General features: G+C 39.9%; 27 protein-coding genes and 1 tRNA gene. 13 read left to right on the forward strand and 15 right to left on the reverse strand.

What is annotated here, in order from left to right; translation table 11 throughout:
- Nucleotides 1-2: 2 nt before the first annotated feature.
- Nucleotides 3-863, forward strand: a complete 861-nt coding sequence (locus CCY97_RS00205) for a DMT family transporter (RefSeq protein WP_112063481.1) — start codon at nucleotides 3-5, stop codon at nucleotides 861-863.
- Between the two features lie 67 nt (nucleotides 864-930).
- Nucleotides 931-2,418: a malate dehydrogenase (quinone) gene (gene mqo, locus CCY97_RS00210; protein WP_112063482.1), complete on the forward strand. Its 1,488-nt coding sequence runs from the start codon at nucleotides 931-933 to the stop codon at nucleotides 2,416-2,418.
- On the opposite strand, the gene CCY97_RS00215 is transcribed toward mqo, so the two are convergent.
- The 4 genes from CCY97_RS00215 to CCY97_RS08140 form a co-directional block, all read right to left on the reverse strand.
- Entirely contained in the window at nucleotides 2,410-2,781 is a 372-nt protein-coding gene (locus CCY97_RS00215; RefSeq protein WP_112063483.1) for a RidA family protein, read from the reverse strand. The two genes, mqo and CCY97_RS00215, sit on opposite strands and share 9 nt — an antisense overlap.
- A 262-nt stretch (nucleotides 2,782-3,043) precedes the next feature.
- Nucleotides 3,044-3,256, reverse strand: coding sequence for a hypothetical protein (locus CCY97_RS00220; RefSeq protein ID WP_112063484.1), 213 nt, complete (start codon nucleotides 3,254-3,256; stop codon nucleotides 3,044-3,046).
- A gap of 23 nt (nucleotides 3,257-3,279) precedes the next feature.
- On the reverse strand, nucleotides 3,280-3,453 hold the full coding sequence (locus CCY97_RS08155; protein WP_181562764.1) for a hypothetical protein: 174 nt from the start codon (nucleotides 3,451-3,453) through the stop codon (nucleotides 3,280-3,282).
- Between the two features lie 451 nt (nucleotides 3,454-3,904).
- Entirely contained in the window at nucleotides 3,905-4,090 is a 186-nt protein-coding gene (locus CCY97_RS08140) for a hypothetical protein (RefSeq protein WP_146744481.1), read from the reverse strand.
- On the opposite strand from CCY97_RS08140, the gene CCY97_RS08415 reads away from it, so the two are divergent.
- Nucleotides 4,052-4,162, forward strand: coding sequence for a hypothetical protein (locus CCY97_RS08415; RefSeq protein ID WP_258456748.1), 111 nt, complete (start codon nucleotides 4,052-4,054; stop codon nucleotides 4,160-4,162). The two genes, CCY97_RS08140 and CCY97_RS08415, sit on opposite strands and share 39 nt — an antisense overlap.
- Nucleotides 4,163-4,565: 403 nt before the next feature.
- On the opposite strand, the gene CCY97_RS00235 is transcribed toward CCY97_RS08415, so the two are convergent.
- Nucleotides 4,566-4,656: transfer RNA gene (locus CCY97_RS00235), tRNA-Ser, on the reverse strand.
- A 174-nt stretch (nucleotides 4,657-4,830) separates the two neighbouring features.
- Between CCY97_RS00235 and fabD the strand changes: the two genes are divergently transcribed.
- The 4 genes from fabD to CCY97_RS00255 all read left to right on the forward strand — a co-directional run bounded on the left by fabD (nucleotide 4,831) and on the right by CCY97_RS00255 (nucleotide 7,482).
- The gene (gene fabD / locus CCY97_RS00240) at nucleotides 4,831-5,766 is read left to right on the forward strand and encodes an ACP S-malonyltransferase (protein ID WP_112063486.1); all 936 of its coding nucleotides are present in this window, start codon (nucleotides 4,831-4,833) and stop codon (nucleotides 5,764-5,766) included.
- Between the two features lie 9 nt (nucleotides 5,767-5,775).
- Nucleotides 5,776-6,489 carry a 5'-methylthioadenosine/adenosylhomocysteine nucleosidase gene (locus tag CCY97_RS00245; protein WP_112063487.1) on the forward strand — a complete coding sequence of 238 codons (714 nt, stop codon included), beginning with the start codon at nucleotides 5,776-5,778 and terminating at the stop codon, nucleotides 6,487-6,489.
- Between the two features lie 107 nt (nucleotides 6,490-6,596).
- Nucleotides 6,597-7,064, forward strand: coding sequence for a type II secretion system protein (locus CCY97_RS00250; protein ID WP_112063488.1), 468 nt, complete (start codon nucleotides 6,597-6,599; stop codon nucleotides 7,062-7,064).
- Entirely contained in the window at nucleotides 7,042-7,482 is a 441-nt protein-coding gene (locus CCY97_RS00255; protein ID WP_112063489.1) for a type II secretion system protein, read from the forward strand. Before CCY97_RS00250 ends, CCY97_RS00255 begins: the two co-directional genes overlap by 23 nt.
- Nucleotides 7,483-7,487: 5 nt before the next feature.
- On the opposite strand, the gene CCY97_RS00260 is transcribed toward CCY97_RS00255, so the two are convergent.
- From CCY97_RS00260 to CCY97_RS00285, 6 genes are read right to left on the reverse strand one after another with little or no spacing between them, the layout of a single operon-like run.
- Complete coding sequence (locus tag CCY97_RS00260) at nucleotides 7,488-8,249, reverse strand: ATP-binding cassette domain-containing protein (RefSeq protein ID WP_112063490.1); 762 nt, start codon at nucleotides 8,247-8,249, stop codon at nucleotides 7,488-7,490.
- Nucleotides 8,250-9,359: an ABC transporter permease gene (locus tag CCY97_RS00265; protein WP_112063491.1), complete on the reverse strand. Its 1,110-nt coding sequence runs from the start codon at nucleotides 9,357-9,359 to the stop codon at nucleotides 8,250-8,252. It abuts the gene before it with no gap.
- A complete protein-coding gene (locus tag CCY97_RS00270) occupies nucleotides 9,356-10,279 on the reverse strand; it encodes a lipid A biosynthesis lauroyl acyltransferase (RefSeq protein ID WP_112063492.1) in 924 nt (307 codons plus the stop codon). The genes CCY97_RS00265 and CCY97_RS00270 overlap by 4 nt, the downstream gene beginning before the upstream one ends.
- Before the next feature lie 58 nt (nucleotides 10,280-10,337).
- On the reverse strand, nucleotides 10,338-11,387 hold the full coding sequence (gene waaC, locus CCY97_RS00275; protein WP_112063493.1) for a lipopolysaccharide heptosyltransferase I: 1,050 nt from the start codon (nucleotides 11,385-11,387) through the stop codon (nucleotides 10,338-10,340).
- 2 nt (nucleotides 11,388-11,389) lie between these two features.
- The gene (locus CCY97_RS00280) at nucleotides 11,390-12,868 is read right to left on the reverse strand and encodes a Ppx/GppA phosphatase family protein (protein ID WP_112063494.1); all 1,479 of its coding nucleotides are present in this window, start codon (nucleotides 12,866-12,868) and stop codon (nucleotides 11,390-11,392) included.
- Nucleotides 12,868-13,119, reverse strand: a complete 252-nt coding sequence (locus CCY97_RS00285) for a YfhL family 4Fe-4S dicluster ferredoxin (protein WP_112063495.1) — start codon at nucleotides 13,117-13,119, stop codon at nucleotides 12,868-12,870. Before CCY97_RS00285 ends, CCY97_RS00280 begins: the two co-directional genes overlap by 1 nt.
- A 183-nt stretch (nucleotides 13,120-13,302) precedes the next feature.
- Here CCY97_RS00285 and CCY97_RS00290 point away from each other — a divergent pair, with 183 nt between their 5' ends.
- The 5 genes from CCY97_RS00290 (at nucleotide 13,303) to CCY97_RS00310 (ending at nucleotide 17,975) form a co-directional block, all read left to right on the forward strand.
- Complete coding sequence (locus CCY97_RS00290; RefSeq protein ID WP_258456755.1) at nucleotides 13,303-14,295, forward strand: Gfo/Idh/MocA family oxidoreductase; 993 nt, start codon at nucleotides 13,303-13,305, stop codon at nucleotides 14,293-14,295.
- Nucleotides 14,296-14,326: 31 nt separating this feature from the next.
- On the forward strand, nucleotides 14,327-14,542 hold the full coding sequence (locus CCY97_RS00295) for a hypothetical protein (protein WP_112063496.1): 216 nt from the start codon (nucleotides 14,327-14,329) through the stop codon (nucleotides 14,540-14,542).
- 128 nt (nucleotides 14,543-14,670) lie between these two features.
- Entirely contained in the window at nucleotides 14,671-15,654 is a 984-nt protein-coding gene (locus tag CCY97_RS00300; RefSeq protein WP_112063497.1) for a glycosyltransferase family 2 protein, read from the forward strand.
- Between the two features lie 3 nt (nucleotides 15,655-15,657).
- Nucleotides 15,658-16,035, forward strand: a complete 378-nt coding sequence (locus CCY97_RS00305) for a GtrA family protein (RefSeq protein ID WP_112063498.1) — start codon at nucleotides 15,658-15,660, stop codon at nucleotides 16,033-16,035.
- On the forward strand, nucleotides 16,035-17,975 hold the full coding sequence (locus CCY97_RS00310; RefSeq protein ID WP_112063499.1) for a hypothetical protein: 1,941 nt from the start codon (nucleotides 16,035-16,037) through the stop codon (nucleotides 17,973-17,975). Before CCY97_RS00305 ends, CCY97_RS00310 begins: the two co-directional genes overlap by 1 nt.
- A 115-nt stretch (nucleotides 17,976-18,090) precedes the next feature.
- Here CCY97_RS00310 and hisH read toward each other — a convergent pair whose 3' ends face one another.
- The 4 genes from hisH to CCY97_RS00330 all read right to left on the reverse strand — a co-directional run bounded on the left by hisH (nucleotide 18,091) and on the right by CCY97_RS00330 (nucleotide 20,192).
- Nucleotides 18,091-18,723 carry an imidazole glycerol phosphate synthase subunit HisH gene (gene hisH, locus CCY97_RS00315; RefSeq protein ID WP_112063500.1) on the reverse strand — a complete coding sequence of 211 codons (633 nt, stop codon included), beginning with the start codon at nucleotides 18,721-18,723 and terminating at the stop codon, nucleotides 18,091-18,093.
- A complete protein-coding gene (locus tag CCY97_RS00320; RefSeq protein ID WP_112063501.1) occupies nucleotides 18,720-19,433 on the reverse strand; it encodes an MqnA/MqnD/SBP family protein in 714 nt (237 codons plus the stop codon). Before CCY97_RS00320 ends, hisH begins: the two co-directional genes overlap by 4 nt.
- On the reverse strand, nucleotides 19,433-19,675 hold the full coding sequence (locus CCY97_RS00325; protein WP_181562765.1) for a DUF493 domain-containing protein: 243 nt from the start codon (nucleotides 19,673-19,675) through the stop codon (nucleotides 19,433-19,435). Before CCY97_RS00325 ends, CCY97_RS00320 begins: the two co-directional genes overlap by 1 nt.
- Before the next feature lie 100 nt (nucleotides 19,676-19,775).
- Complete coding sequence (locus CCY97_RS00330) at nucleotides 19,776-20,192, reverse strand: YbgC/FadM family acyl-CoA thioesterase (protein ID WP_112063503.1); 417 nt, start codon at nucleotides 20,190-20,192, stop codon at nucleotides 19,776-19,778.
- Between the two features lie 229 nt (nucleotides 20,193-20,421).
- Here CCY97_RS00330 and CCY97_RS00335 point away from each other — a divergent pair, with 229 nt between their 5' ends.
- A complete protein-coding gene (locus CCY97_RS00335; protein ID WP_258456772.1) occupies nucleotides 20,422-21,105 on the forward strand; it encodes a polyprenol monophosphomannose synthase in 684 nt (227 codons plus the stop codon).
- Nucleotides 21,106-21,108 lie beyond the last annotated feature (3 nt).

The following is a 21,108-nucleotide window of genomic DNA, read 5'->3' on the forward strand; positions in this document are numbered from 1 at the left end:
GCATGCAAGATTCTAAAAGTGCTTTTATTGTATTGACCCTCATTGCCGAAGCATTTATCATATATGCCAGTGTTTTGGTGAAGATTTCAGATATCCCGCCGATTATGCTCGGTTTTTATAGAGTCTTCCTTGCCTTACCGGTCTTTGCTCTCTTTTATATCAAGAGTAAAAATCTTTGTTTACCGCATAAAAAAGACCTCCTACTTATGATTCTTTCTGGAGTGTTTTTTGGCTTAGATTTATTATTTTTTAATCTCGCCTTACACCATACAAGTGTCGCAAATGTCAATCTTATCTGTTCTACCGCATGTCTTGTGCTTGTGCCAATCGGCGTAATTTTTTTCAAAAAAAAGCTTTATCTTTCTTTTGTACTTGGCAGCATGATTGCCATTATTGGCGCTTTTATTCTTATAAAAGGCAGGAGCGATCTGAGTGTAGCAAGTCCATTCGGAGACTTTCTGGCATTCTTGAGCATGCTCTCTTATGCTATATTTCTAGCGCTTATTTATAATCTAAGGCGATGCTATAGGACATTACAGATTATGTTTTATTCAGGAATTGGCGCATGTTTGTTTTTGCTCATTTTGGGTTGTATTTTGGAGGGTTTTGTTATCCCACAAGATTCATACCAATGGTTTTTGTGTATTCTCATCGCATTTTTTGGGCAGGTTGTGGGGCAGGGATTTTTCGGATACATTATGGGAAGGATGAATATCCAACTTTATTCCCTTCTATTGCTTTTTTCTCCCGCTATTGCAGCCATATTAGGCTATCTAATTTTAGATGAATATTTGGGTGTCATAGAAATATTTGGAATTTGTGTGATTGTTCTTGGTGTTTTTATTGCACAGAGACGCACATAAAGATTAAAAAATAATTTACATTTTCTTAATACAATAGCGCGCTACCATTCCTATACAAAGGCTTGTAATGAACACGAAAGAGGAATCAGAAATTATTCTCATTGGTGGAGGGATTATGAGCCTGACACTTGCTACTTTCCTAAAAGAATTAGATCCCACACGAAGCATAACTATCTATGAAGCTCTTGAAGATATTGCGACAGAAAGCTCTATGGCATGGAACAATGCAGGCACAGGACATCAAGCACTTTGTGAGTTGAACTACACCCCTAGGCGCAAAGACGGGAGTATTGATATTGCAAAGTCTCTTGTTATTAATCAGCAATTTGAATTAAGCAAAGAGTTCTGGGCGTATTGTGTAGAACAAGAAATTTTGCAAAACCCATCCAGCTTTATCAATAACATACCGCATATAAGTTTTGTACTAGATAATAATGTCGAGTTTCTCAAAGCACGATTTGATGCGCTCACAACTTGTCCATTCTATAAAAATATGATTTTCACGCAAGACAGAGATGAGATTGCAGAATTTGCACCATTGCTTATGCAGGGTCGTGATACCTCGCAGAATCTTGCTCTTACTCTTATGAAGAGTGGCAGCGATGTGGATTTTGGCGCTATCACAAGAGGCCTCTGCCGATCTTTACAGAAAAATGGCGTAAATGTTTTTACACAGCACAAAGTCACAGATCTCAAGAAACAAGACGCTTATTGGGAGCTTACTATCAAAGACAAAGCCAGTGGTAGCATAAAAAAAGCAAAAGCACGGTTTGTCTTTATCGGAGCTGGTGGCGGTGCATTCCCGCTTTTGCAAAAAAGCGGTATCAGAGAGAGTAGGGGATATGCGGGATTCCCTGTCAATGGCCTATGGCTAGTATGCAAAAACCAAGAAGTTATAAACCTTCACAGTACAAAAGTTTATGGCAAAGCTTCTGTTGGCGATCCACCGATGTCTGTACCACATTTAGACACACGATTTATCGATGGGAATAAGGAGCTGATGTTTGGGCCATTCGCAAGTTTCAACACTCGTTTTCTTAAGAGTGGTAGTTTGCTTGACTTTCCACTCTCTGTGAGATTTGATAATTTACTGCCGATGATACAAGCAGGCTTAGATAATATCTCGCTTACAACCTACCTTATCAAACAAGTTTTTTTAAGCAAAAGTGGTCGTGTGGAGCGCCTACGCTCATTCTTTCCTCAGGCCCAAAGCGAAGATTGGGAAGTTCAGGTCGCAGGCCAGCGCGTGCAAATCATCAAAAAAGATTCCAGTGGCCGAGGGAGTTTGCAATTTGGCACAGAAGTTATTGCCTCACAAGATGGCACGCTAAGCGCCATACTCGGAGCATCTCCTGGAGCTTCGACCTCTGTGGATATTATCTTAGAGATCTTGGAGAGCTGTTTCAGCAAAGAAATGGCATTGCCACAGTGGCAGGAAAAGATAGCCCAGATGGTGCCTTCCTACCGCAATACTCTAGAAGAAAACATCGCAAGATTCAATGAGTTGCGCTCCAAACCAGCCAATACTTTAGGGCTTGTATTTGAATCAATCTAGAGCGATACATTCAATTTCTACAAGCGCACCCCTAGGCAATTCTTTTACTCCTATGGTGCTACGCGCAGGCTTGTGAGGGCCAAAAAACTCTGCATATACTTCATTTACTATGCCAAAGTTATCCATATCTGTAAGAAAAATTGTTGTTTTGATGACTTTTTGTAACGAGCTGCCTTGAGATTCTAAAATCGCTTGGAGATTTTTTAGCACTTGAATGGTCTGCTCGCGTATATCAGTATGAGGAAAGCTGTTTTGAGAATCTAGTGCGATTTGCCCAGAAGCAAAGATAAATCCACCAGATTTGATAGCTTGCGAATAAGGACCTATAGCCTGTGGCGCGTTCTGTGTATGAATGATTTGCATAAAAGCTCCTTGCTAGAGATAATCTCAGGGATTATAACACACAGCATTTTGTAATCTGAGAGTTTTTAAACGTCTTGCTCACGCATAAGCATAGCTTTCAAGCCGCATGTTTATTTTCTACACAGATATAATTTTTTATATATTGACTTATGGAGATATTTTCTGTCTATTAGTGTTATAAATGAGTGTCCTAATTTTTATAGGACAGTGGAAACATGAACGGCTAAAACATGCGCAATCAAAAACATGAACACAAAGATTCTCAGTTATTACAGCACCATCTTTGAAGCACATGTGTCTCAAAGCACGATAACACAGCAAGAAACACAATAAAATCAGTGCATAAGATATTTTTGCTCGGATTATCCACACTCTCATCGACACTATCGGGGTCTATGATTTTGAGGCTTAAGCCTTGTGGGGTTTCATTCGCATACACAAAACACTCGCCATCTCTTTTCAGATACAGCAACACAAGCGATTCTATGTCCCAAAAATCTAAATGTGAGTGAGGGATATGCTCTCGCCACGCTCTCCAGTATTTAAGCTAGTATCTTGTGAATGCAAATCTAAGATAATGCCATTGTCGCCAAAGATTTCAGAATCTAGCGTATCAAAATAGCCACTAATTAGCGGCGAGGCAGTCGCAATGCTACGAGCTTGGTGGCGCAAAGCTCTAGCAAAGCTATCTGCCTCGTGGTTGTGAAGGAGGGATAGCAGTTCGTTACGCTCTAGGGTGCTGGGATTAAGACTTGGGGAGGCATAGAATCTTTGCTTTGTCTTTTTTTGTGTGGCGGCGGCGAGATAAAAAGCTAAAAATTCCCAAATCTCTCATCCTTATCTTGTAAGCGTAACTTTTGCGTGTGATGGACTGCTAGCAGCAGGTCTACAACTGGGTGTAACCCACACGCATTAAGTAGTATAAGCTTAATTTTCCCTAAGCTTACGGGGTTTTGGTGGTAACCCACACGCTAGTATAAGCTTATCAAGTGGCAGTATTTTTGATGAGAAAAGTGGGTTATCAAAAAAGGAGTAAGAGAGTTTATTAGACATAAATGACTAAAAGCTCCGAGTGCAGATTCCCGCTTCTATCGCAAAAAGACAACACTTACTTAAAAACATATTACACACTCACAGGCAAGGAACTCTTACACGTCAAATCTTTAATCTTCTCTAGCTCGTCTATAAGCTCTAGGGGAGATCTCCTTTTGATTTTAATCCCGTCCATCTCCCATTCGCTTATTTCAAAGCCATTTTTGAGATATACGTAGTGCGTATTGATGATGAGCTCTATGTCAAGCGTTTGCAAAAACTCCCCAAATACCGCCTTATAAGCGATAATAAAAGCTATGAAAATGTAGAGCTAGAGGGGAGAATATGACGTTATCAGTGTGGTTGTAGGATTTTTCAAACGAATGATTTAAGAGAGTTTAAACGCGCATTTAATGACTAGCCTTTGTGCCGACTTTACGCTCGTGTCTTTCATATTTCTCATCAGTCTAGGGCACATAATAGGCTATATCGCGATTATTGAGTCCCTTGCTTCTGGCACCTTCACATTTTTGACTTGTCTTATTCACGCCAATTTTAGCCTCTTCATCTATAAGTCTTATCTGCAATCTGTCCCCACTAAAAAATATTTTGTAATATGTCTAGTTATTCTAAAGGATTGTAAGTGATGATTGCTGATGTAGTAAATACAATAGCGTAATAGATGATTTGAAGCTTATTTGATATTCTAAAAATATTGTAAGTGATAGTTTAAGGTTTGAAGACCAAATGTATGGCGGACAGGGAGGGATTCGAACCCTCGATAACCTTGCGGCTATGCATCCTTAGCAGGGATGTGGTTTCAGCCAACTCACCCACCTGTCCTTAAGGCTTATGCGCTCAACCCAAAGCCTGGGATTGTAATGCAAACAAAATAAAATACCGCTTAACAACTCATAGCTTACATATGGGTTAGCGTACAAAAAGTTCAAAACAAAGTGTGTTAGAATCCACAGCTTTCAATCTCTAACCTACATTCAATTTTTTTGGGGGACACATATGCAGAATTATGCTTTTATTTTTCCTGGTCAAGGAAGCCAGGCCTTGGGCATGGGAAAAGAATTTTATGAAAACTTTCCAATCACAAAAGAACTTTTTATGTCTGCCTCAGATTCTATAAAAGTTGATTTTAAGGCACTACTCTTTGAGCCAAACGACAATCTCAATCTCACTCCTTTTACACAACCAGCGATTTTTCTTGTAAGTGCAGTGGCATATCAGATTTTCCGACAAGAATGCGATATACAGCCCACTCTGGCTTTTGGGCATTCGCTAGGTGAAGTCAGCGCCTATGCGCTTTTTTGTGGATTGGACTTTGAGCATGCTATTAGGCTCACACATGAAAGAGGACTTTTAATGAGCAAGGCTTGTGAAGGGCAGGATGCTGGAATGATGGTCGTTGTCGGTATAGAGGATGGTGTATTGGAAAAGTTTTGTACCCAAGCACAAAATGATGGCAAGAAGGTCTGGTGTGCGAACTATAACGGCAATGCCCAAGTCGTGCTTGCCGGGAAAAAGACGGACTTGACACATATTCAAGATTCTCTTAAGGCTCTTGGCGCAAAGCGCACGCTCTTGCTTCCGATGTCAGTAGCAAGCCACTGCCCGATGTTAGAATCTATTACAGATGACTTTAAAGGCTTACTGGATTCTCTAGTTCAAGGAGATTCAAGCGTGCCTATTCTCTCAAATGCTACTTTACAAACCTACACAAGCAAGGCAGATGCAAAAGAATTGCTCACAAAGCAGCTCACCCAAAGCGTACTTTATCAGCAAAGCGTGTGTAAGGTGGATTCTCAAGTGGATGCTTTTATTGAATTTGGGCATGGCGGAGTGCTAAAAGGTCTTAATAAGCGTTTGAGTCAAAAGCCCACATTCACACTTAGCGATTTGCAATCTCTCAAAGAGATTTTGGAATTTATACAAACTCATTAAGGAAAGCAAATGACAATAGGCATCATAGGAGCTATGATAGAGGAGATAAGCCCGCTCATAGAGTTTTTTCAGACTCGTGGATTTGCTATAGAAGTGAGTAATCTTGGTGGTAACTCCTACCATAAGGTGGAAATAAACTCACATAAGCTTTTTGTTGCATACAGCAAGATTGGCAAAGTGCATGCAGCAATCACTGCAACTATGATGGTCTCACATTTTGGGTGCGAGCAGATTATCTTTACAGGTGTAGCTGGTGGACTAGATTCAAGTCTGAAAGTAGGTGATTTGCTGATAGCCACAAAGCTATTACAGCATGATGTGGATATCAGTGCGTTTGGACATCCCTTAGGCTTTATTCCAGAGAGCAAATTGTATTTGCAAGCAGATGAGAGGCTTAATACTCTTGCAAAACAAGTAGCTAAGAGTCTTGGCAGAGAGTTAAAGACAGGAATCATCGCTTCAGGAGACCAATTTATTTGCGATGAGGACAAGAAGCGATGGATCGCGCAGAATTTCCAAGCAGTAGCAGTCGAGATGGAGGGTGCTAGTGTAGCTGTGGTGTGTGATTCCTTTCGGATTCCATTTTGTATCTTACGTTCAATAAGCGATAGTGCTGATGGCAAAGCCGATGTAAGCTTTGATGAGTTTTTGGGACAAGCAGCCAAGCTTAGCGCGCAATTTAGTATCGAGCTTATCAAAGCTCTAGGGGTGGAGTTTGCATAAGATTTCCTACACTTGCTCTTGTCTCGTACTATCTTCCTCGCAGGCAAGAAGGAATATATTCTCAAGGCTACAATACTTTCTAAAAACCATGCAAGGAGATTAAAGGCATGCAAAAATGGCACGCCCAAAAGGCTTTTAGTATGGTAGAGCTTGTATTTGTGCTTGTGATTTTGGGGATTTTGGCGGCAATAGCCATCCCTCGATTTTCATTAAGCAGAATCGATGCGCAAATAGTGGCGATCGAAAATGATATAAACAATGCTTTTAGCACTATCTCGCTCGAAGTATTCTCGCGTAATCTTGACCCAAAATCACTTGATATTAATCAAATTTTCACACTCGCGAATCTCAGTACAACTCGTTGGATAGTGCAAAACAACAACACGCTCACACTCGCAAAAAATTTCGCAGTCGATAGCGCAAATTCTTGCGTGTCTGTGACTTATGATAGCGCGCAAAGCACCTTAAAATTTGTGGTAACACAAAATACAGATTCCACACTCTGTACAAAGCTTTTGTCCCGCCACCCAAATGGCAAGCAAATGCAGCTGAATGTTTCAAACTCACTCTTTTAACACATACAAGGCTTTTAGCGCGCTAGAACTTCTTTTTGTGATTATGATTCTTGGGATTTTGAGTATTATCGCTACAAATACATTCAAGACACACCAGCAAAAGACCTGTCTCAAACATCTAAAAACCCAGCTTTTCTTGACACAAGAACATCTCAGCATGCTGTATCTGCGCGATTTTTTACATACAAATCCAAATACCACTCTACAAGCCTATAATCTCTTAAACAAACTGCATTCACAAAAGACTTGCGGCTTTGTCTTTGAATCTGCTCCTTCGCCTCGTCTCATAGCACATATACAAGATACAAAGCTAGTATTCACAATCCAGCCCAGCGATCTTAAGACAAATCCCAGAATCTTTTGTAATCTTAATGCCCCGCTTTGCAAGGAGTTTTTTGGCAGAAAATTAAACAAGTAGAAAGCCTAGTATCCTAATGCCCTCTGTCCTCTTAATCCTGTGAAGATTTCTGTCTTGACACCACTAGATTTAAGCTCTTGCAAACTGCCACAAAACACAATATGTTTGTTTTCTAACAGAATGAATCTATCCACACTGTCTTTAATAGAATCCAGATCGTGGGTCACCATAATAATCGTTGTGTTTGTGATCTCACGCAAATGCAAAATAAGCTCATCAAAAGTATCGGCACTCTTTGGATCTAGCCCACTTGTAGGCTCATCAAGGAATAGAATCTTAGGGCTTGTAATAAGTGCTCTTGCAAGACTTGCTCGCTTTTTCATACCGCCGCTGAGTTCGTGAGGAAACTTGTAGGCACTATCTTTTGGCAAGCCAACTTTATCGATCCAAAAAAGTGCGAGTTTTTCAACCTCAAGCTTACTGAACTTGCCTTTTTGTGCTAATGGCATACCTACGTTATCCAATACGCTCATAGAGCTAAAAAGTGCGCCAAATTGGAACATAATACTGCATCTATCTAGTATCACCTTGCGTTTAGATTCTGCTAACTCCCAGATACCGATACCAAAGAATTTGATTTCTCCTGTATAAGGCTTTTGTAGATAGAGCATATTACGCAAAAGCGTGCTTTTACCACTGCCGCTACCACCAAGAATGGCAAAAATCTCAAATTCCTTCACGCAAAAGCTGATATTCTCATGAATGGTAATATCACCATAGCGCGTGCTAAGATTGCTAACTTCTATAATATTTTTTGAGTACGACATTTATATCCCAAGACTTGTGGTAAAAAACGAAAATATTGCATTGATGACAATCACCCAAAAGATTGCATTCACGACACTAAGTGTTGTCTGCTTGCCTAGAGATTCTGTATCGCCATGCACTTTTAGCCCACGAAAACACCCAACAAGCGCTATTGCCACACCAAAAAATGGGGCTTTTGCGATGCCTATGAAAAAATTCGTGATACTCACATACTCATAAAATCTCTCCCAATATTGCGTAAAGCTGATACCAGCTTGCACATTCAGTGCAAGCATTCCAGAGATAAGACTAACCAAGTCAGCTAAAAACACAAGCAAAGGCATTGTAATCACAAGGGCTATGATTCTGGGAGTTACCAAAAAGTCAATCACGCTAAAACCCATAGTTTTTAAAGCATCGTTTTCTTCTGTGAGATTCATCACGCCAATCTGAGCACTAAAGCTTGAAGCAGATCTTCCAGCGACCACAAGTGCTAAAATAAATGGCCCCAGCTCGCGTAGAGAAAGCTTCCCAATAATCTCCACACTCATTAAAGGAGCACCCATCTTATCAAGCTGTATGACTCCTTGCATAGCAATCGCATAGCTCACGATAAAACTTGTAATAAGCACAATAGGAAGCGCTCTAATGCCAGATTCAGAAATATGATAGAAAATCGAAGCTATCTTGAAACGGCTCGGATGCCTGAAGCTCAAGCAAAAGTAATAAATCCACATACCAAAAAAATTCATAAAATCAATCATACTTGTAAAAAAGTTTTGTGTGCTGAGATTCAGGTCTTTGTAAAACGACAAAAAGATATTTGGCTGTTTGTATGTAGGAGTATCTTGTGGAAAATCCTCTAAAAGTGCGAATATTTTAGAGATGTTAGAATCTTGTGTGTGGAGCAAGAAACGCTTGCCTTGCAAATGGTATTTTAGAAGCGAGCAAATTGCAAAATCTACCTTGCAATCTTCAAGAAATTCTAGTTCTATTATTGTGTTCGTACTTCTTATTATATTTCTAAGGTTTTTGAGTGTTTGTTTTGGAGTGGTGTAGTTCCACTCCCCGCTAAAAGTGATCTTTAACGCAAGATTTGTGCGCCCAAGAGAGAATCTAGGTGTATTCATGGCTTTTTCGCATAAATATCAGGATAGAAAATCTTAAAACGCTTATGGAACCAAAACCAACTGGAAGGATTGGATTCTATAATCTGCTGTGTGATATTGGCTTGCTTCTGTGTAGCTTGGAGTATATCTTGTGTGCTGTTGTTGGTTACTTGTGTTCTGATTGGTTCGCAAAATCGCACATAATAACGTGAGTAGTCCTCATTGAAATCAATAAATAAAGGCACGATTGCTACGCCAAAGCGTCTAGATAATACTGAGGCAATCGTAGTGTGTGTAGCCCTTTTGCCAAAAAAGCGCACCTCTATACCTTCGCCTAAATCGATATTTTGGTCCACAAGGATTCCAGCAATAGCATTTCTTTTGCTATAGAGTTTGAGCAGATGCTTAAAAGCACCCTTTTTGTCAATCATACGCACGCCTTGAGATTCTCGTCTTTTGATTATCAAGCGATTTATGCTTTCAAATTGTGTCAGTCGTCCAAGGGATGCCATCTCACACATTCTATAGCGTTGGGGTAGGGCAGTAGCCATAGCTTCCCAGTATCCAAAATGCATAGAAACTACGACAGCACTGCCATCTTTGCTTATGCAATCTGTGAGAAAATGCTCATCGATAAATACAAATCTCCTCTCATACTCTTCTCTCTTTAGATAGACCACACGTATAGATTCCAAAATGACAAAGGCGAAATTTCTATAGCAACGTCTAATAATCGCTTCTTTTTGCTCTACACTCAGCCCATCACCATAAACAAAATCGAGATTTGCCCGAGCGTCTTTGTAGCGACGTGTATCAAGAAGGCTTAAAACCTTTGCAAGCATTTTTACATGAAATACAAAAAGTTTGTGCGGGATAATGCTTAGGAATTTTCCGAGCAAAAACACCACACACTCCACCAAAACAAAGGCAATTTTTGCCATTTGCACTCCTTGTGTTTCTAAGAATTTGTATTTTACTTTGCTTTATTTGAGCTAGACTTTAAAGCATGTCTAAAAGCACAAATACATGCGAGGCAATCGTTTGTGGTGTGATTGTATTGATTGAAAAATCATCTTTTTTGTAAGTTGCTTTTGTGTTTGCACTTAGTGAGATAGTCTTTTCTCCTAAAAGCTCAAAGCGCTTTTTGGGGGTATTGCCATAAAGCGTGATAGAAGGGCGAGCAAGTGCCCAAGCAAGATGGGTAATACCCGTATCGCCACCTATAAGCAAATCACAGCTAGATACAAGTGCTTTGATCACATCAAGATTGAGATTTGTAATTTGTGTAAGTGTGATGTTCTGTAACTGTGATTTTGTGGTTTTGAAAATCTGCTCCGCTTTGTGTTTGTGTCTATGGGTAAGTAAGATAATCTCTGTATTTTTTAATCTCTTATCTAACAAAATGGCAAGCTCACTAAAAAGCAGGGGATGATAAGTCTTTGATTCCAAAGAAGCTTCAAGGACAAAGATAAGACGTAACGAATCTACAGCTTTAGTGCTCTGCTTGCTTGCTTGCTTGCTGTAAGAAAAAACCTCTTGTCTATAAGAGAGCATCTTGTGGAGTTCTGAGGTCAAGAGTGCAGAATCTATACCTAGCAATTTCTGGGCTTGTAAGATTAAAAGTGCATTGCGTTTTAAAATATTCTCTTGGTAGGCGATTCTCACGCTATGCGAGTAAAACAATGCACTCAGAGATTCCTTAGCGCTCAGAAAGCTAAAGCCCAAAAACTTATTTTTTTTCAGAAACGCTCCAATAAGAGCAGACTTTAGTAATCCCTGCATATCAATGAGCAGATCAAATGCCCGGATTTTTGCAAGATGTCTTGTCAGCGAGAAAAGCTGTCTGAAGCTCTGGTGTTTGAGCGTGATAAGTTCCAAAGAATGAATATATGGAGAATGTTCTAAAATCCCTGCAAAACGAGAATCTACAAACCAAGTAATATGAATTTTTTGTCCATGAGATTCTAAGGTTTTGAGAAAATAAGCTAAAAATGCTGCACATACTATGCAATCACCCAATGCTGATAAACGGATAATCCCGATACGCAAAGCTACTCCTCAATAATTTCTATCTCAAGATTTGCATTGGGTTTTTGGAGCTTATGTAGGGATTCCTTGCAAAGATAAAGAGAATCTTGTGTGTAGATTCTAAAATGGATACAGTCTCTGAGATACAGAGATTCAAAGCGGATATTAGCTCTTGCTCCGCCTTTATGGACGCTTTGTGCAAGAGAGAGAATAAAGCTTAGCCACTGGAGTTTTTCTAGGTTTGGGAGTTTGCAAGAAAGAAGGCGCTCTTGCTTTGGGATTTTCTTGTTGCTGTATTGGACAAGAAGCTCTATAAGCACGCGTTCATGGTGTGAGAATCCATATTCCAAACCATTGAGCAGAAGATATGCGCCATGCGAGTTTGCCTGATAAAAATTCAGCAATACCCCAATCTTGCTTAGGCTTGCTGCCACACCAAGAAGTGCGCGATCTTTTTGTGTGCATCCATGAGCTTGTAATAACGAATCAAAGATCTTGAGCGCACTGGATTTAAGGAGCTTAGATTCTGTCTCATCGAGTGAAAATCTATCAAGCAAACTTCTCACACACAGATTGAAGTTTGGCGGGAAATGCAAATTGTTATTGCGCAACATATCTGCTAAAAACACTCCCTCTCTTACACCAGCACCACTTGTAATCAGACGCTCAGCCTGCAGATGCTCTAAAAACATATACAAAATCAATGTCCCGCTACGGATAGTATCTATTCTGTCTTGTGGGATATGCAATGATTCTAGCTTGCTTTGGGATGAAGCGATGAGCTTCTCAAAGAGCTTTTTGTAGGCATGGACTTCGTATTCAAAACCATGCACTCTCATAAACGGATAATCTTCTTGCTTCATGATGAATTTTGAGAGTGCTCTGATGCTTCCGCCTATGCCAAACACCACATTGTGCTTGTAATGTTTTGGCAAAAGCTTGAGCTGATCTTGTATGTATTTTTTTGTACTGCTGATATTGCTTTTTTTGTCAAAAAATAGCTCTTTGATGCGTATCGTGCCTACATTCAGCGAGATAGTATCAATGATTTTGCCATTTTCTATAAGTGCGCATTCTGTACTGCCCCCACCAATGTCTATGGTTATGCCATTTTTCTCATGCAAGAGATTCGCACAAGCAATCCCACCATAGAATGCTTCTGTCCTACCATCAATGACTTTTATATCAAGTCCGCAAGCCTTTTTCACACGAGATAAAAATTCTTTGGCATTTGGAGCGTCTCTTATAGCAGAAGTAGCGACACAAAAGAGCTTTCTGCTTTTGTGTGCCTTAGCAATTTGGAGAAATTCTTTTAGCGCAGAGATCGCGCGCTGCATTGGGAGTTCTTGCAAGATTCCATTGTTCTCATAGCAGCCTTCTGAGATACGAACTTTGCTTTTTACCTCATGAACAAGATGGAATCCAAAGCGACTGGTTTTGCGAAAAATCGCCATTCGAGCAGAGTTTGAACCAATATCTATGACACTGGTAACTTTAGCCATTACTCCTGCCCTTGGAGTTGCTCAAACTTATAGCGAAGTTCCTCTGCATTTTCTACATTATCTGGATCTAGAACAATGGCATCCACAGGGCAAACAACGATGCAGTTTGGCTCATCATAGCAGCCAACGCATTCTGTACATAAATCTGGATCTATTACATAAAATGGATCATCTGCTTCAATAGCATCATTTGGACATTCTTCCCTGCAAGCATCACATGCTATACACTCATCACTTATCATTAAAGCCATATTCCCTCCTTGCGTAACATTAGTAACAAGTCTTAAAAACAAGATGAGCTTTTAACAAAAAGCCTTTTAAGCTTCCCTTAAAACGCGAGACTTGCAAGTCTGTATGCGTTATAATTGCGCCATTTTACCCGTCAAATCAAAAGTAAATAAAGTTCAAAGCAAACAAAAAAGAAGGCAAATGAAGTGATAAAGTGCGCAATGGTTGGGTTTGGATATTGGGGTAGGAATGTCGCTAGGACCTTATACGAGGTAGAGAATCTCCAATTAGTAGGGCTTTATGAAAAAGAAACCTCGCGTGTACTTGAAGCAAAAAAACTCTACCCAGCACTCAAGCTTTATACAAGCTACAAAGAGCTTTTAGACGACAAGATAGAATGTGTATTTATTATCACCCCGCCACAGACACATTTTACCCTTGCTCTTGCCGCACTTAAAGCAGGCAAGCATACTTTTGTGGAAAAACCACTAAGCCTACAGACTCTCCATGCCAAAGAGCTCTATGACCTTGCAGAGCAAAAGAATCTTATGCTATTTTCTGACCATATTTTCTTGCACTCCCCTGCAGTGAAATATCTCAAATCCCACTTAGATGATTTTGGCAATATCATTTCTATTACCTCTAGGCGCATAAACTTAGGACTTTTTCAGACTGAGACAGATTGTATATGGGATCTAGCAATCCATGATTTAAGTATTATTGATTATCTTGTTGGATTGCAAGTCAAGAAACTCAGTGTTTTTAGTAAGAAATACCCCAAACATCCGAATGACGCTCTTGCAAATATCAGCCTAGAGCTGGAAAATGGCGTAGTTGCGCTTATTCATGTATCCTGGCTCTCTCCTGTAAAAGTTCGAGAAATGCATATTGGAGGGACTTTACAAAGTGCCATATATGATGAGGGCAAAAAAGACAAACTCACAATTTATACAAGCGGGGTTGTTGTGCATGATAATTTTGAATGCAATGATTTGTACGACAAAATGGTGCAATACAAATTAGGCGAAGTATTTAGTCCAAAGCTCGAAACAAAGCTGGCTCTGAATAAAAGCATAGAATGCTTTAGAGACCTTATTATTCAGAGATTCCATAACGAGAATCTCGAGTTTTATCGCGATCACACATTGCGTGTTGTAAAAGTTTTAGAGGATTTGGATAGAGCAAAAACTCTCTTGTGATAGCTCATACATAAGTTTGTAAAGGATACAGATGAAAAAAACAAATTTCTTTTATTTCGGGCTTTCCTGCTGTTTGCTCGGCTGGGCATTTATAGGTTTTGGCTTTATTCTCTTTCCTTTAAGCTTATTTTTCGTGCTTGCATCGCGCGTAGTAAATATCGCATTTTGGGCAATCATAGTTTCGGATATTGTAGGATTTAGCACTTCGCTCTATCTTATCGCCCATCGTATATATTCCCAACTTTAGCCCTACACAAGCAACTTTGGCGATTAAATTCCAATTTGGAAGTTATTTTGCATATTAAAAAAACGCGCGTTATAATGGCCGCTTTGGCTTCTTAGAGCATCTTATAAGACAAAATCAAAGAGAGAGATATGAGCACACAAGAATGCAATAGTCTGCAAAATCAAAAAATCGCAATAATCATTCCCTGCTACAATGAAGAAAGCACCATTATCCAAGTGATTGATGAGATTTTAGCCATCATTCCAGAAAGTTTCATATATGTGTTTGACAACAACTCCACTGACAACTCACGCAAATTTGTAGAATCCAAAATCCATTCCCTCAAAGCTGCTAAGCCTTCTAGCTTTTGCAATCTCTTCGTATATCATGTATCCACACAGGGCAAGGGGGCTGTTATCAGAGAAGCATTTTCTCTGATAGAGGCTGATGTGTATGTGATGATTGATGCAGATACGCAATATGACACTTCAATCCTGCCCCAAGCACTCAAGATATTCACAGAGCAAAAGCTTGATATGCTAAATATCGCTAGAAGTGCGGAGAATATAGTCTATAGACTAGGACATAGTTTTGGCAATAAGATGTTCTCCAAACTCGCACAAATCCTCTTTCGCACAAGGATAAACGACATACTCAGTGGATACAGAATTTTCTCTTACCCATTTGTCAAAAGCTTTCCTGCACACTCTCGTGGCTTTGAGATTGAAACTGAGCTTACTGTGTTTGCCTTACAGCAGCATTTACGTTGCCATGAGATACAAGCCAGCTATAAAAGCCGCCCAGAATTTTCGCACTCCAAGCTTTCTACCTTCAAAGACGGCTTTAAAATCTCACTTATGATGTTAAATCTCCTCTTTAGCGAGCGTCCATTGTTTGTATTTGGTTTATTGAGTGCGATTTGCTGTTCTTTCTCTCTCTCTCTTGGGATACCTATTGTTATGGAATTTTTGGAGACTTCTAAAGTCTTACGATTTCCTACGCTTTTTGTCAGTGTGGGCTTTGGTGTGGTAAGCATTATCTTTGGTGTCGCCGGACTCTTAGCATACTTAGTACAAAAGGGCATTAAAGAAAGCAGGTATCTTGCTTATCTTAATGCCAAAATACCCTCTTAAAGTATGAAAACCTACAAGCAGCTTGCATTATTTTTCCTTATTGGCGGGGGATTAAGTCTCGCTGAGTGGATAGGATTCTATTATTTGTGCGTTATGGGTATGCACTATATCCTTGCTTCTTTGGTGATGTTTGTGTTCATCTCTGCTTGCGGGATTCTTGCATACAGACGCTTTGTCTTTACGACCTCACACAAAAGCGCGCTATTCCAGACGTTTGCAAGCTATGCGATAAATACCATTGGTATGGGGATAAATACCCTTATTTTATGGATTCTCGTTGAGTTTGGTGGGATGGATATTTTGCTCTCTAAGATCTTGGCTTCATTTGTCGTAGCCTTTTATGGCTTTTTTGCAAGAAAGACTTTTATCTACAAAGAATAATGTATAAAAAAACTCTCATATTTTTCATTGCCCTATGGCTACTGCTTGTACTGACTACAATCATTGGCTTTGTAGTCTTAGATTCTATGAGTAGAAACAGAATAGACACTGCCCAAATCATTGTGAAAAATAAAATCGCCCCAGACACCTATATCGCTAAGCTGTATTTTGATAGCCACATCTTTCGCAATCAGTCCAATGTCTCGACAATCACGCTGATACAAGCACACACTTCCTACCAAATCACTGACATACGCTTGCACAAAGATAGCGCAAATTACCTAGAGTTCCAAAGCAAGCAAGCACTAAGTAATGAGCAAAATATAGGAAAAATAAGCTTTTCTACAAACTTTATTTTCTTGTGGGATATCCTACCAAGACTGATGATTGTCTTTATCTTTGGCGTTGGTATATGGTGGCTTTGTGTGCCATTGAAGAAAATACTTGCAAATATCGATACGACTTACCCAAAGATTCCCACTACTCACACACCACAAAAGCCTATCTCTTATGTGCTGCTTTTTTCCATCTGTACGCTCATTCTTGTACTTTTTGTTTTCCAATTCTCTCTAGGCTTTCCGGGGTATCATGTCTTGGGTGATACTTACACCTCCATTACATTATTTAAAAACAATGGCCACCCCGTATTTATCGCCTATGTCTTACAATTGCTCTATGCGCTTTTTGGCAAACATTTGTATTTTTTATTTCTTGCTAATCTCATACCTTTTTATGTCGGACTAGCTTTTCTTGTATGTGGATTGTATCTGCATTTTAGAAGCATATGGGCTATTTTATCTATCAGCATTATTTTTGTGGGCAATATCTATTTCCAAAACTTCATCCAATACCATAGCTTTACTCTACCTATGCTGCTATTTTGTGGCTATTGCATGCTGCTTTTTAGTATCCTTGTGCCTATTTCTAGCAGATTCTGGCGTTGTTGCATGTACATAGGCATAGCAGTGGTGTTTTTCTTTGCACTTCTGTGGAGGCATAATGCCATTGTGAGTGTATTCCCCGCTAGCTTCATTATCATATATACGTATTTATCGCGCTACCAATTACCTAAAAGGGATTTTGTGAGATTCTTTACAAGAGGTGTCTTTATCTTTGGGATACTCTCTGTTTGTATCGTAAGCTTATTTCCACGACTTTTAAGCAGAGGAGATTCTTTTCCAGCAAACCACATATTCTTACACCAAATGGCTGGTACGTGTGTTCCAAGCGATGATTGGAGTTGTTTCAAGCAAGAGTGGTATTACCCACACAAAGGCTGGGAGGATATAAAAGCACTCTATGAAAAATATCCACTCAATGCTGATCCTTTCAATGTCTTTTGGTGGCCAAATCATGATGAATTACCTATCCCCCATGGCAAAATAGATGGGCTTTATACAAATTGGATACGCTCCATACTCAAGCATCCACTAGATTTCGCAAAGCACCAATGGCGATTTGTAGAATCTATGTGGTTTGCCACTCCAGATTGGATTTTCAGCTCTGCACAGCTCCAAAACAAGCCAACAGATCCTTGGCATAAAGAAGTGGTAAGTCTTTTCCCTGAAAATGAACGATCAGTAACCCTTACCCCCCAACAAGAGAAAATCTATAATTTTCTTTATAACCACCGCATTGTTTTAAATCATTTTTATGGTGTGGTTCTTAGTGCCTGCATCTTGTTGCTAAGCCTTGCTCTTGTGCTGTATAAGCCACATTTATGCAATAGCTTGCTTGTCTTTAGCCTGAGCGTAAGTTTTGCTGGATTTATAAGTGCGATTGTTATCGTGCTTTTTACTCCAGTGCCAGAGACGCGCTATATGTCTGTGATACTCCCCTTAAGCCTTATTGCTACAATAGGACTTATCGCTTTTGCTTTGAAAGTATTGCGATTACATTCAAGCTTCCCAACACCAGAAGAGAATCCCGCTTTGTCTTGATTCTGGTTTTTCACACACCACAATATGAAGACAGAAAAAATGAAAGATTGTTTCAAATATAGCTGTGGCCTCAAATATCCTAGTGAGAATAGGCAGAGAGCAAGCCAGGAGTAATTTATAATGCTATGAAATTTTCTAGGAGTTTTAGTCCGAGATTGTGGCTTTTCTCTGGATGTGGTTGTATGCCTAAGACATTCTCTCTTGCGATGATGGAGGGGAAGGAGTAACCGTATTTAGAGAAAGCTAAGGTGTCTTGCAGGGCTATATCTGTAGCATGAAAACTATGTACAAAATAGAGATAAAACTTCTGGGGATAGTCTTTGAACAAAGGGTGCTTTCTGCCCTCATCTGTGAGGAGGCAGGTATTCCAGCCAATTTGTGGAATCTTTAGAAAATCCAGATTTTTAAACTTGACTACTTCCCCCTGTATAAGCCCAAGCCCGCGATGGCTACCAAACTCATAGCTTTTATGAAGCAGAAGCTGCATACCAAGACAGATGCCTAGTAAGTATTTGCCACTTTTTACAAACTCATGGATTGCTTGATCCATGCCATTTGCTTGCAGATGTTTGATAGAATCGCCAAATGCACCAACACCAGGCAAGATGATCTTGTCATAGTGCCGCAAAGCAGATGGGCTAGATTCTATGCAAATCTCTGTATGCTTAGAAGTTTTTGCACAAAACTCAAGTGCGTTTCTCACACTTGCGAGATTGCCTATGTTGTAGTTTAAAATTGCGATTTTCATATTCCTCCTTTGCACCCTCTTAGAGCTTCAAACCTTTGTGGTGGCTTGATACGCCTTAGTCTTAGCTCGCGATAGAATCTGTGTAGAGCGATATGCTCCTTTGTTCCCATCGAGTAGAAAATACGCTTGAGGTATTCTCTGATATAGTTTGATTGTATTTGTGTGTCTCTTGCTGCTCTGTGTAGTATGTAGTGGGGGATTTTGTATCTATGGTGTTTGGTGAAGGCTTTGGTGATTTGCTCTAAGTACTTGCCATATTTGTTGTAACACAAGCGTCCAAAGACAAAAGGTAGCTTGTGTTTGTGCCACCAGAGCTCTCCGAGATCTAATGCCTTGCCACCATCGGCTTTGAATTTCAATGCTCTATCTCCTATAAGCACCTCGCCTTTGAGCTCAAGAACTCGTAAAAGCGCATTAGAAGTAGCTGACTGGTAGTCAAGGCCACTGCCACTTTTTGCTAGCACACTCCATACAGCTCCCTTTGAGATTATCCCGCAAGGTAAGGCTTTGTGTCTAGAATCCGCATACATCCCTGCGATAGAGGAGATAAAGCCTGCATCGATACGGCGGAATAAAAAGTCATGATTGAGTCTTGAGGGGTAAGATTTCTTTAAGGTGATAAATTTCTTGCTCGAAGCACTTAAGGGGTAGGCTTTGATAAATGTATCAAATGGCAGGAGATTGAGATATTCTATTTTTCCAAAGCGCATTAGATCACCATCTTGATATGTTTGTGTGCGCTTAGTGCGCGAAAAATACTATCACGCGTATCTTGAGAATCCACTTCTAAGATGATATGCACGCTTATAAAGTTGCCTTTGCTTGAGGGGCGGATTCTAGTGAATGTAAAAGGAATGTCTAGGATTTGGAAAATAGCCTCCTTGACTTCATTCTCATCTTTGCCGATCACGGCGTATTCCCACACTCTAGGGTATAGGATCTCTTTTAGCATTTGCATGAAGCTGCGAAATGAGATTGTGTAATTGCACGATTGTATGCATTAGGATAGCTCATGTAAAAGTAAGCATGGGGCATTGTTACTCCTTAAAGGTTTAGAGATTCTGCAAAATATCTAGGAAAGCTTGCGGGATTTTGCGAGGCTTTTGGAGCTTGACATCTACAAATGCAAGCAACACTTCCATACTAAAGATGAGAATTTCTTGGTTGCTTTGGCTACCTTGTCTGCTTGGTTTGGCGGTGGCGACTTTAAAAATCTTTTGGTCCAGTAAGATAGTCGTTTTGCGGGATTTCAGGAGCTTGGTGCGCACTTCTAATACATCTCCAAGAACGGCGGTATTGTGAAATTTCGCATTCATCGTGCTTAGCACAAACCCACAATTATCCTCGCAAGGCAGAATATTTCTTGTAAAAAACAACTCGCTTCGCGCTCTTTCACAGTATCTGATATAACTTGTATGATAAACAATCTGACCGCAATCTGTGTCCTCAAAATAAACTCTTATTCGCATAAATCTCACCTAAACAATACTGTAAAAATTCGGAGAATTTTAGGCTCTAAAAGCAAATTTGCTTAAGGGAATGTCAGATATTGAAAACAAGTATCAAAAAGGGATTCTGCTAGAATTACGTCTTATTTCTATAGGTAAGGACAAGAGAATATGACTACACAAGATTGCATTACTTCTAATTGGGGGGGGGGCAGTAGAGAATAGCTCTTATCTTTACACGCTTATTTGTATCCCTACTTACAACGAAGCCAATAACATCGCTGACCTCTTATATAAAATCCTCTCTCTCTACCCGCAGTTACACATTCTTATTATTGATGACAATTCCCAAGATGGCACAAGAGAGATTGTAAAAAACATCGCTCAGAAGTATCCGAATCTTCATATTTTAGAGCGCTCTGGCAAGATGGGTTTAGGGAGTGCGTATATCTCTGGGTTTTTGTGGGGGATAGAAAAAGGATTCTTGTACTTCATACAAATGGATGCGGATTTTTCTCATAATCCAAGTTATCTGAAACAAACTCTTTGTAATCTCTCGTGCTTTGATGTGGTCATAAACTCGCGCAATATCATTGGCGGAGGTGTGCTTGGTTGGGGGATTTTCCGGAGGTTTTTGTCGTCATTTGGAAGTTTGTATGCGCGGTTATGGCTTGGAGCTAGGATTATGGACTTTACAGGTGGATTTAATGCCTATAGCAAAGATATATTGCTAGCTTTAGGGCTTGAGAGTATTACTTCTAATGGCTATTGCTTCCAAATCGAGATGAAGTATAAAGCCTTGCTTGCTGGGGCGAAGATCATTGAGCTGCCTATTATCTTTGAGGATAGAGTAAATGGCACATCTAAGATGAATAAATCCATCATTCTAGAAGCTCTGTATCGCGTGCCGCTTTTGCGCCTAAGACAAAGGTAGTTT

The sequence above is a fragment of the Helicobacter sp. 10-6591 genome (assembly GCF_003288805.1).
In the GTDB taxonomy this organism is placed as follows: domain Bacteria; phylum Campylobacterota; class Campylobacteria; order Campylobacterales; family Helicobacteraceae; genus Helicobacter_F.

Excerpts from the sequence above, each read along its gene's own strand:
- CCY97_RS00205 (WP_112063481.1), top strand. The coding sequence starts at position 3 with ATGCAAGATTCTAAAAGTGCTTTTATTGTATTGACCCTCATTGCCGAA.
- mqo (WP_112063482.1), top strand. The coding sequence starts at position 931 with ATGAACACGAAAGAGGAATCAGAAATTATTCTCATTGGTGGAGGGATT.
- CCY97_RS00215 (WP_112063483.1), bottom strand. The coding sequence starts at position 2,781 with ATGCAAATCATTCATACACAGAACGCGCCACAGGCTATAGGTCCTTAT.
- fabD (WP_112063486.1), top strand. The coding sequence starts at position 4,831 with ATGCAGAATTATGCTTTTATTTTTCCTGGTCAAGGAAGCCAGGCCTTG.
- CCY97_RS00245 (WP_112063487.1), top strand. The coding sequence starts at position 5,776 with ATGACAATAGGCATCATAGGAGCTATGATAGAGGAGATAAGCCCGCTC.
- CCY97_RS00250 (WP_112063488.1), top strand. The coding sequence starts at position 6,597 with ATGCAAAAATGGCACGCCCAAAAGGCTTTTAGTATGGTAGAGCTTGTA.
- CCY97_RS00255 (WP_112063489.1), top strand. The coding sequence starts at position 7,042 with ATGTTTCAAACTCACTCTTTTAACACATACAAGGCTTTTAGCGCGCTA.
- CCY97_RS00260 (WP_112063490.1), bottom strand. The coding sequence starts at position 8,249 with ATGTCGTACTCAAAAAATATTATAGAAGTTAGCAATCTTAGCACGCGC.
- CCY97_RS00265 (WP_112063491.1), bottom strand. The coding sequence starts at position 9,359 with ATGAATACACCTAGATTCTCTCTTGGGCGCACAAATCTTGCGTTAAAG.
- CCY97_RS00270 (WP_112063492.1), bottom strand. The coding sequence starts at position 10,279 with ATGGCAAAAATTGCCTTTGTTTTGGTGGAGTGTGTGGTGTTTTTGCTC.
- CCY97_RS00280 (WP_112063494.1), bottom strand. The coding sequence starts at position 12,868 with ATGGCTAAAGTTACCAGTGTCATAGATATTGGTTCAAACTCTGCTCGA.
- CCY97_RS00285 (WP_112063495.1), bottom strand. The coding sequence starts at position 13,119 with ATGGCTTTAATGATAAGTGATGAGTGTATAGCATGTGATGCTTGCAGG.
- CCY97_RS00295 (WP_112063496.1), top strand. The coding sequence starts at position 14,327 with ATGAAAAAAACAAATTTCTTTTATTTCGGGCTTTCCTGCTGTTTGCTC.
- CCY97_RS00300 (WP_112063497.1), top strand. The coding sequence starts at position 14,671 with ATGAGCACACAAGAATGCAATAGTCTGCAAAATCAAAAAATCGCAATA.
- CCY97_RS00305 (WP_112063498.1), top strand. The coding sequence starts at position 15,658 with ATGAAAACCTACAAGCAGCTTGCATTATTTTTCCTTATTGGCGGGGGA.
- CCY97_RS00310 (WP_112063499.1), top strand. The coding sequence starts at position 16,035 with ATGTATAAAAAAACTCTCATATTTTTCATTGCCCTATGGCTACTGCTT.
- hisH (WP_112063500.1), bottom strand. The coding sequence starts at position 18,723 with ATGAAAATCGCAATTTTAAACTACAACATAGGCAATCTCGCAAGTGTG.
- CCY97_RS00320 (WP_112063501.1), bottom strand. The coding sequence starts at position 19,433 with ATGCGCTTTGGAAAAATAGAATATCTCAATCTCCTGCCATTTGATACA.
- CCY97_RS00325 (WP_181562765.1), bottom strand. The coding sequence starts at position 19,675 with ATGCTAAAAGAGATCCTATACCCTAGAGTGTGGGAATACGCCGTGATC.
- CCY97_RS00330 (WP_112063503.1), bottom strand. The coding sequence starts at position 20,192 with ATGCGAATAAGAGTTTATTTTGAGGACACAGATTGCGGTCAGATTGTT.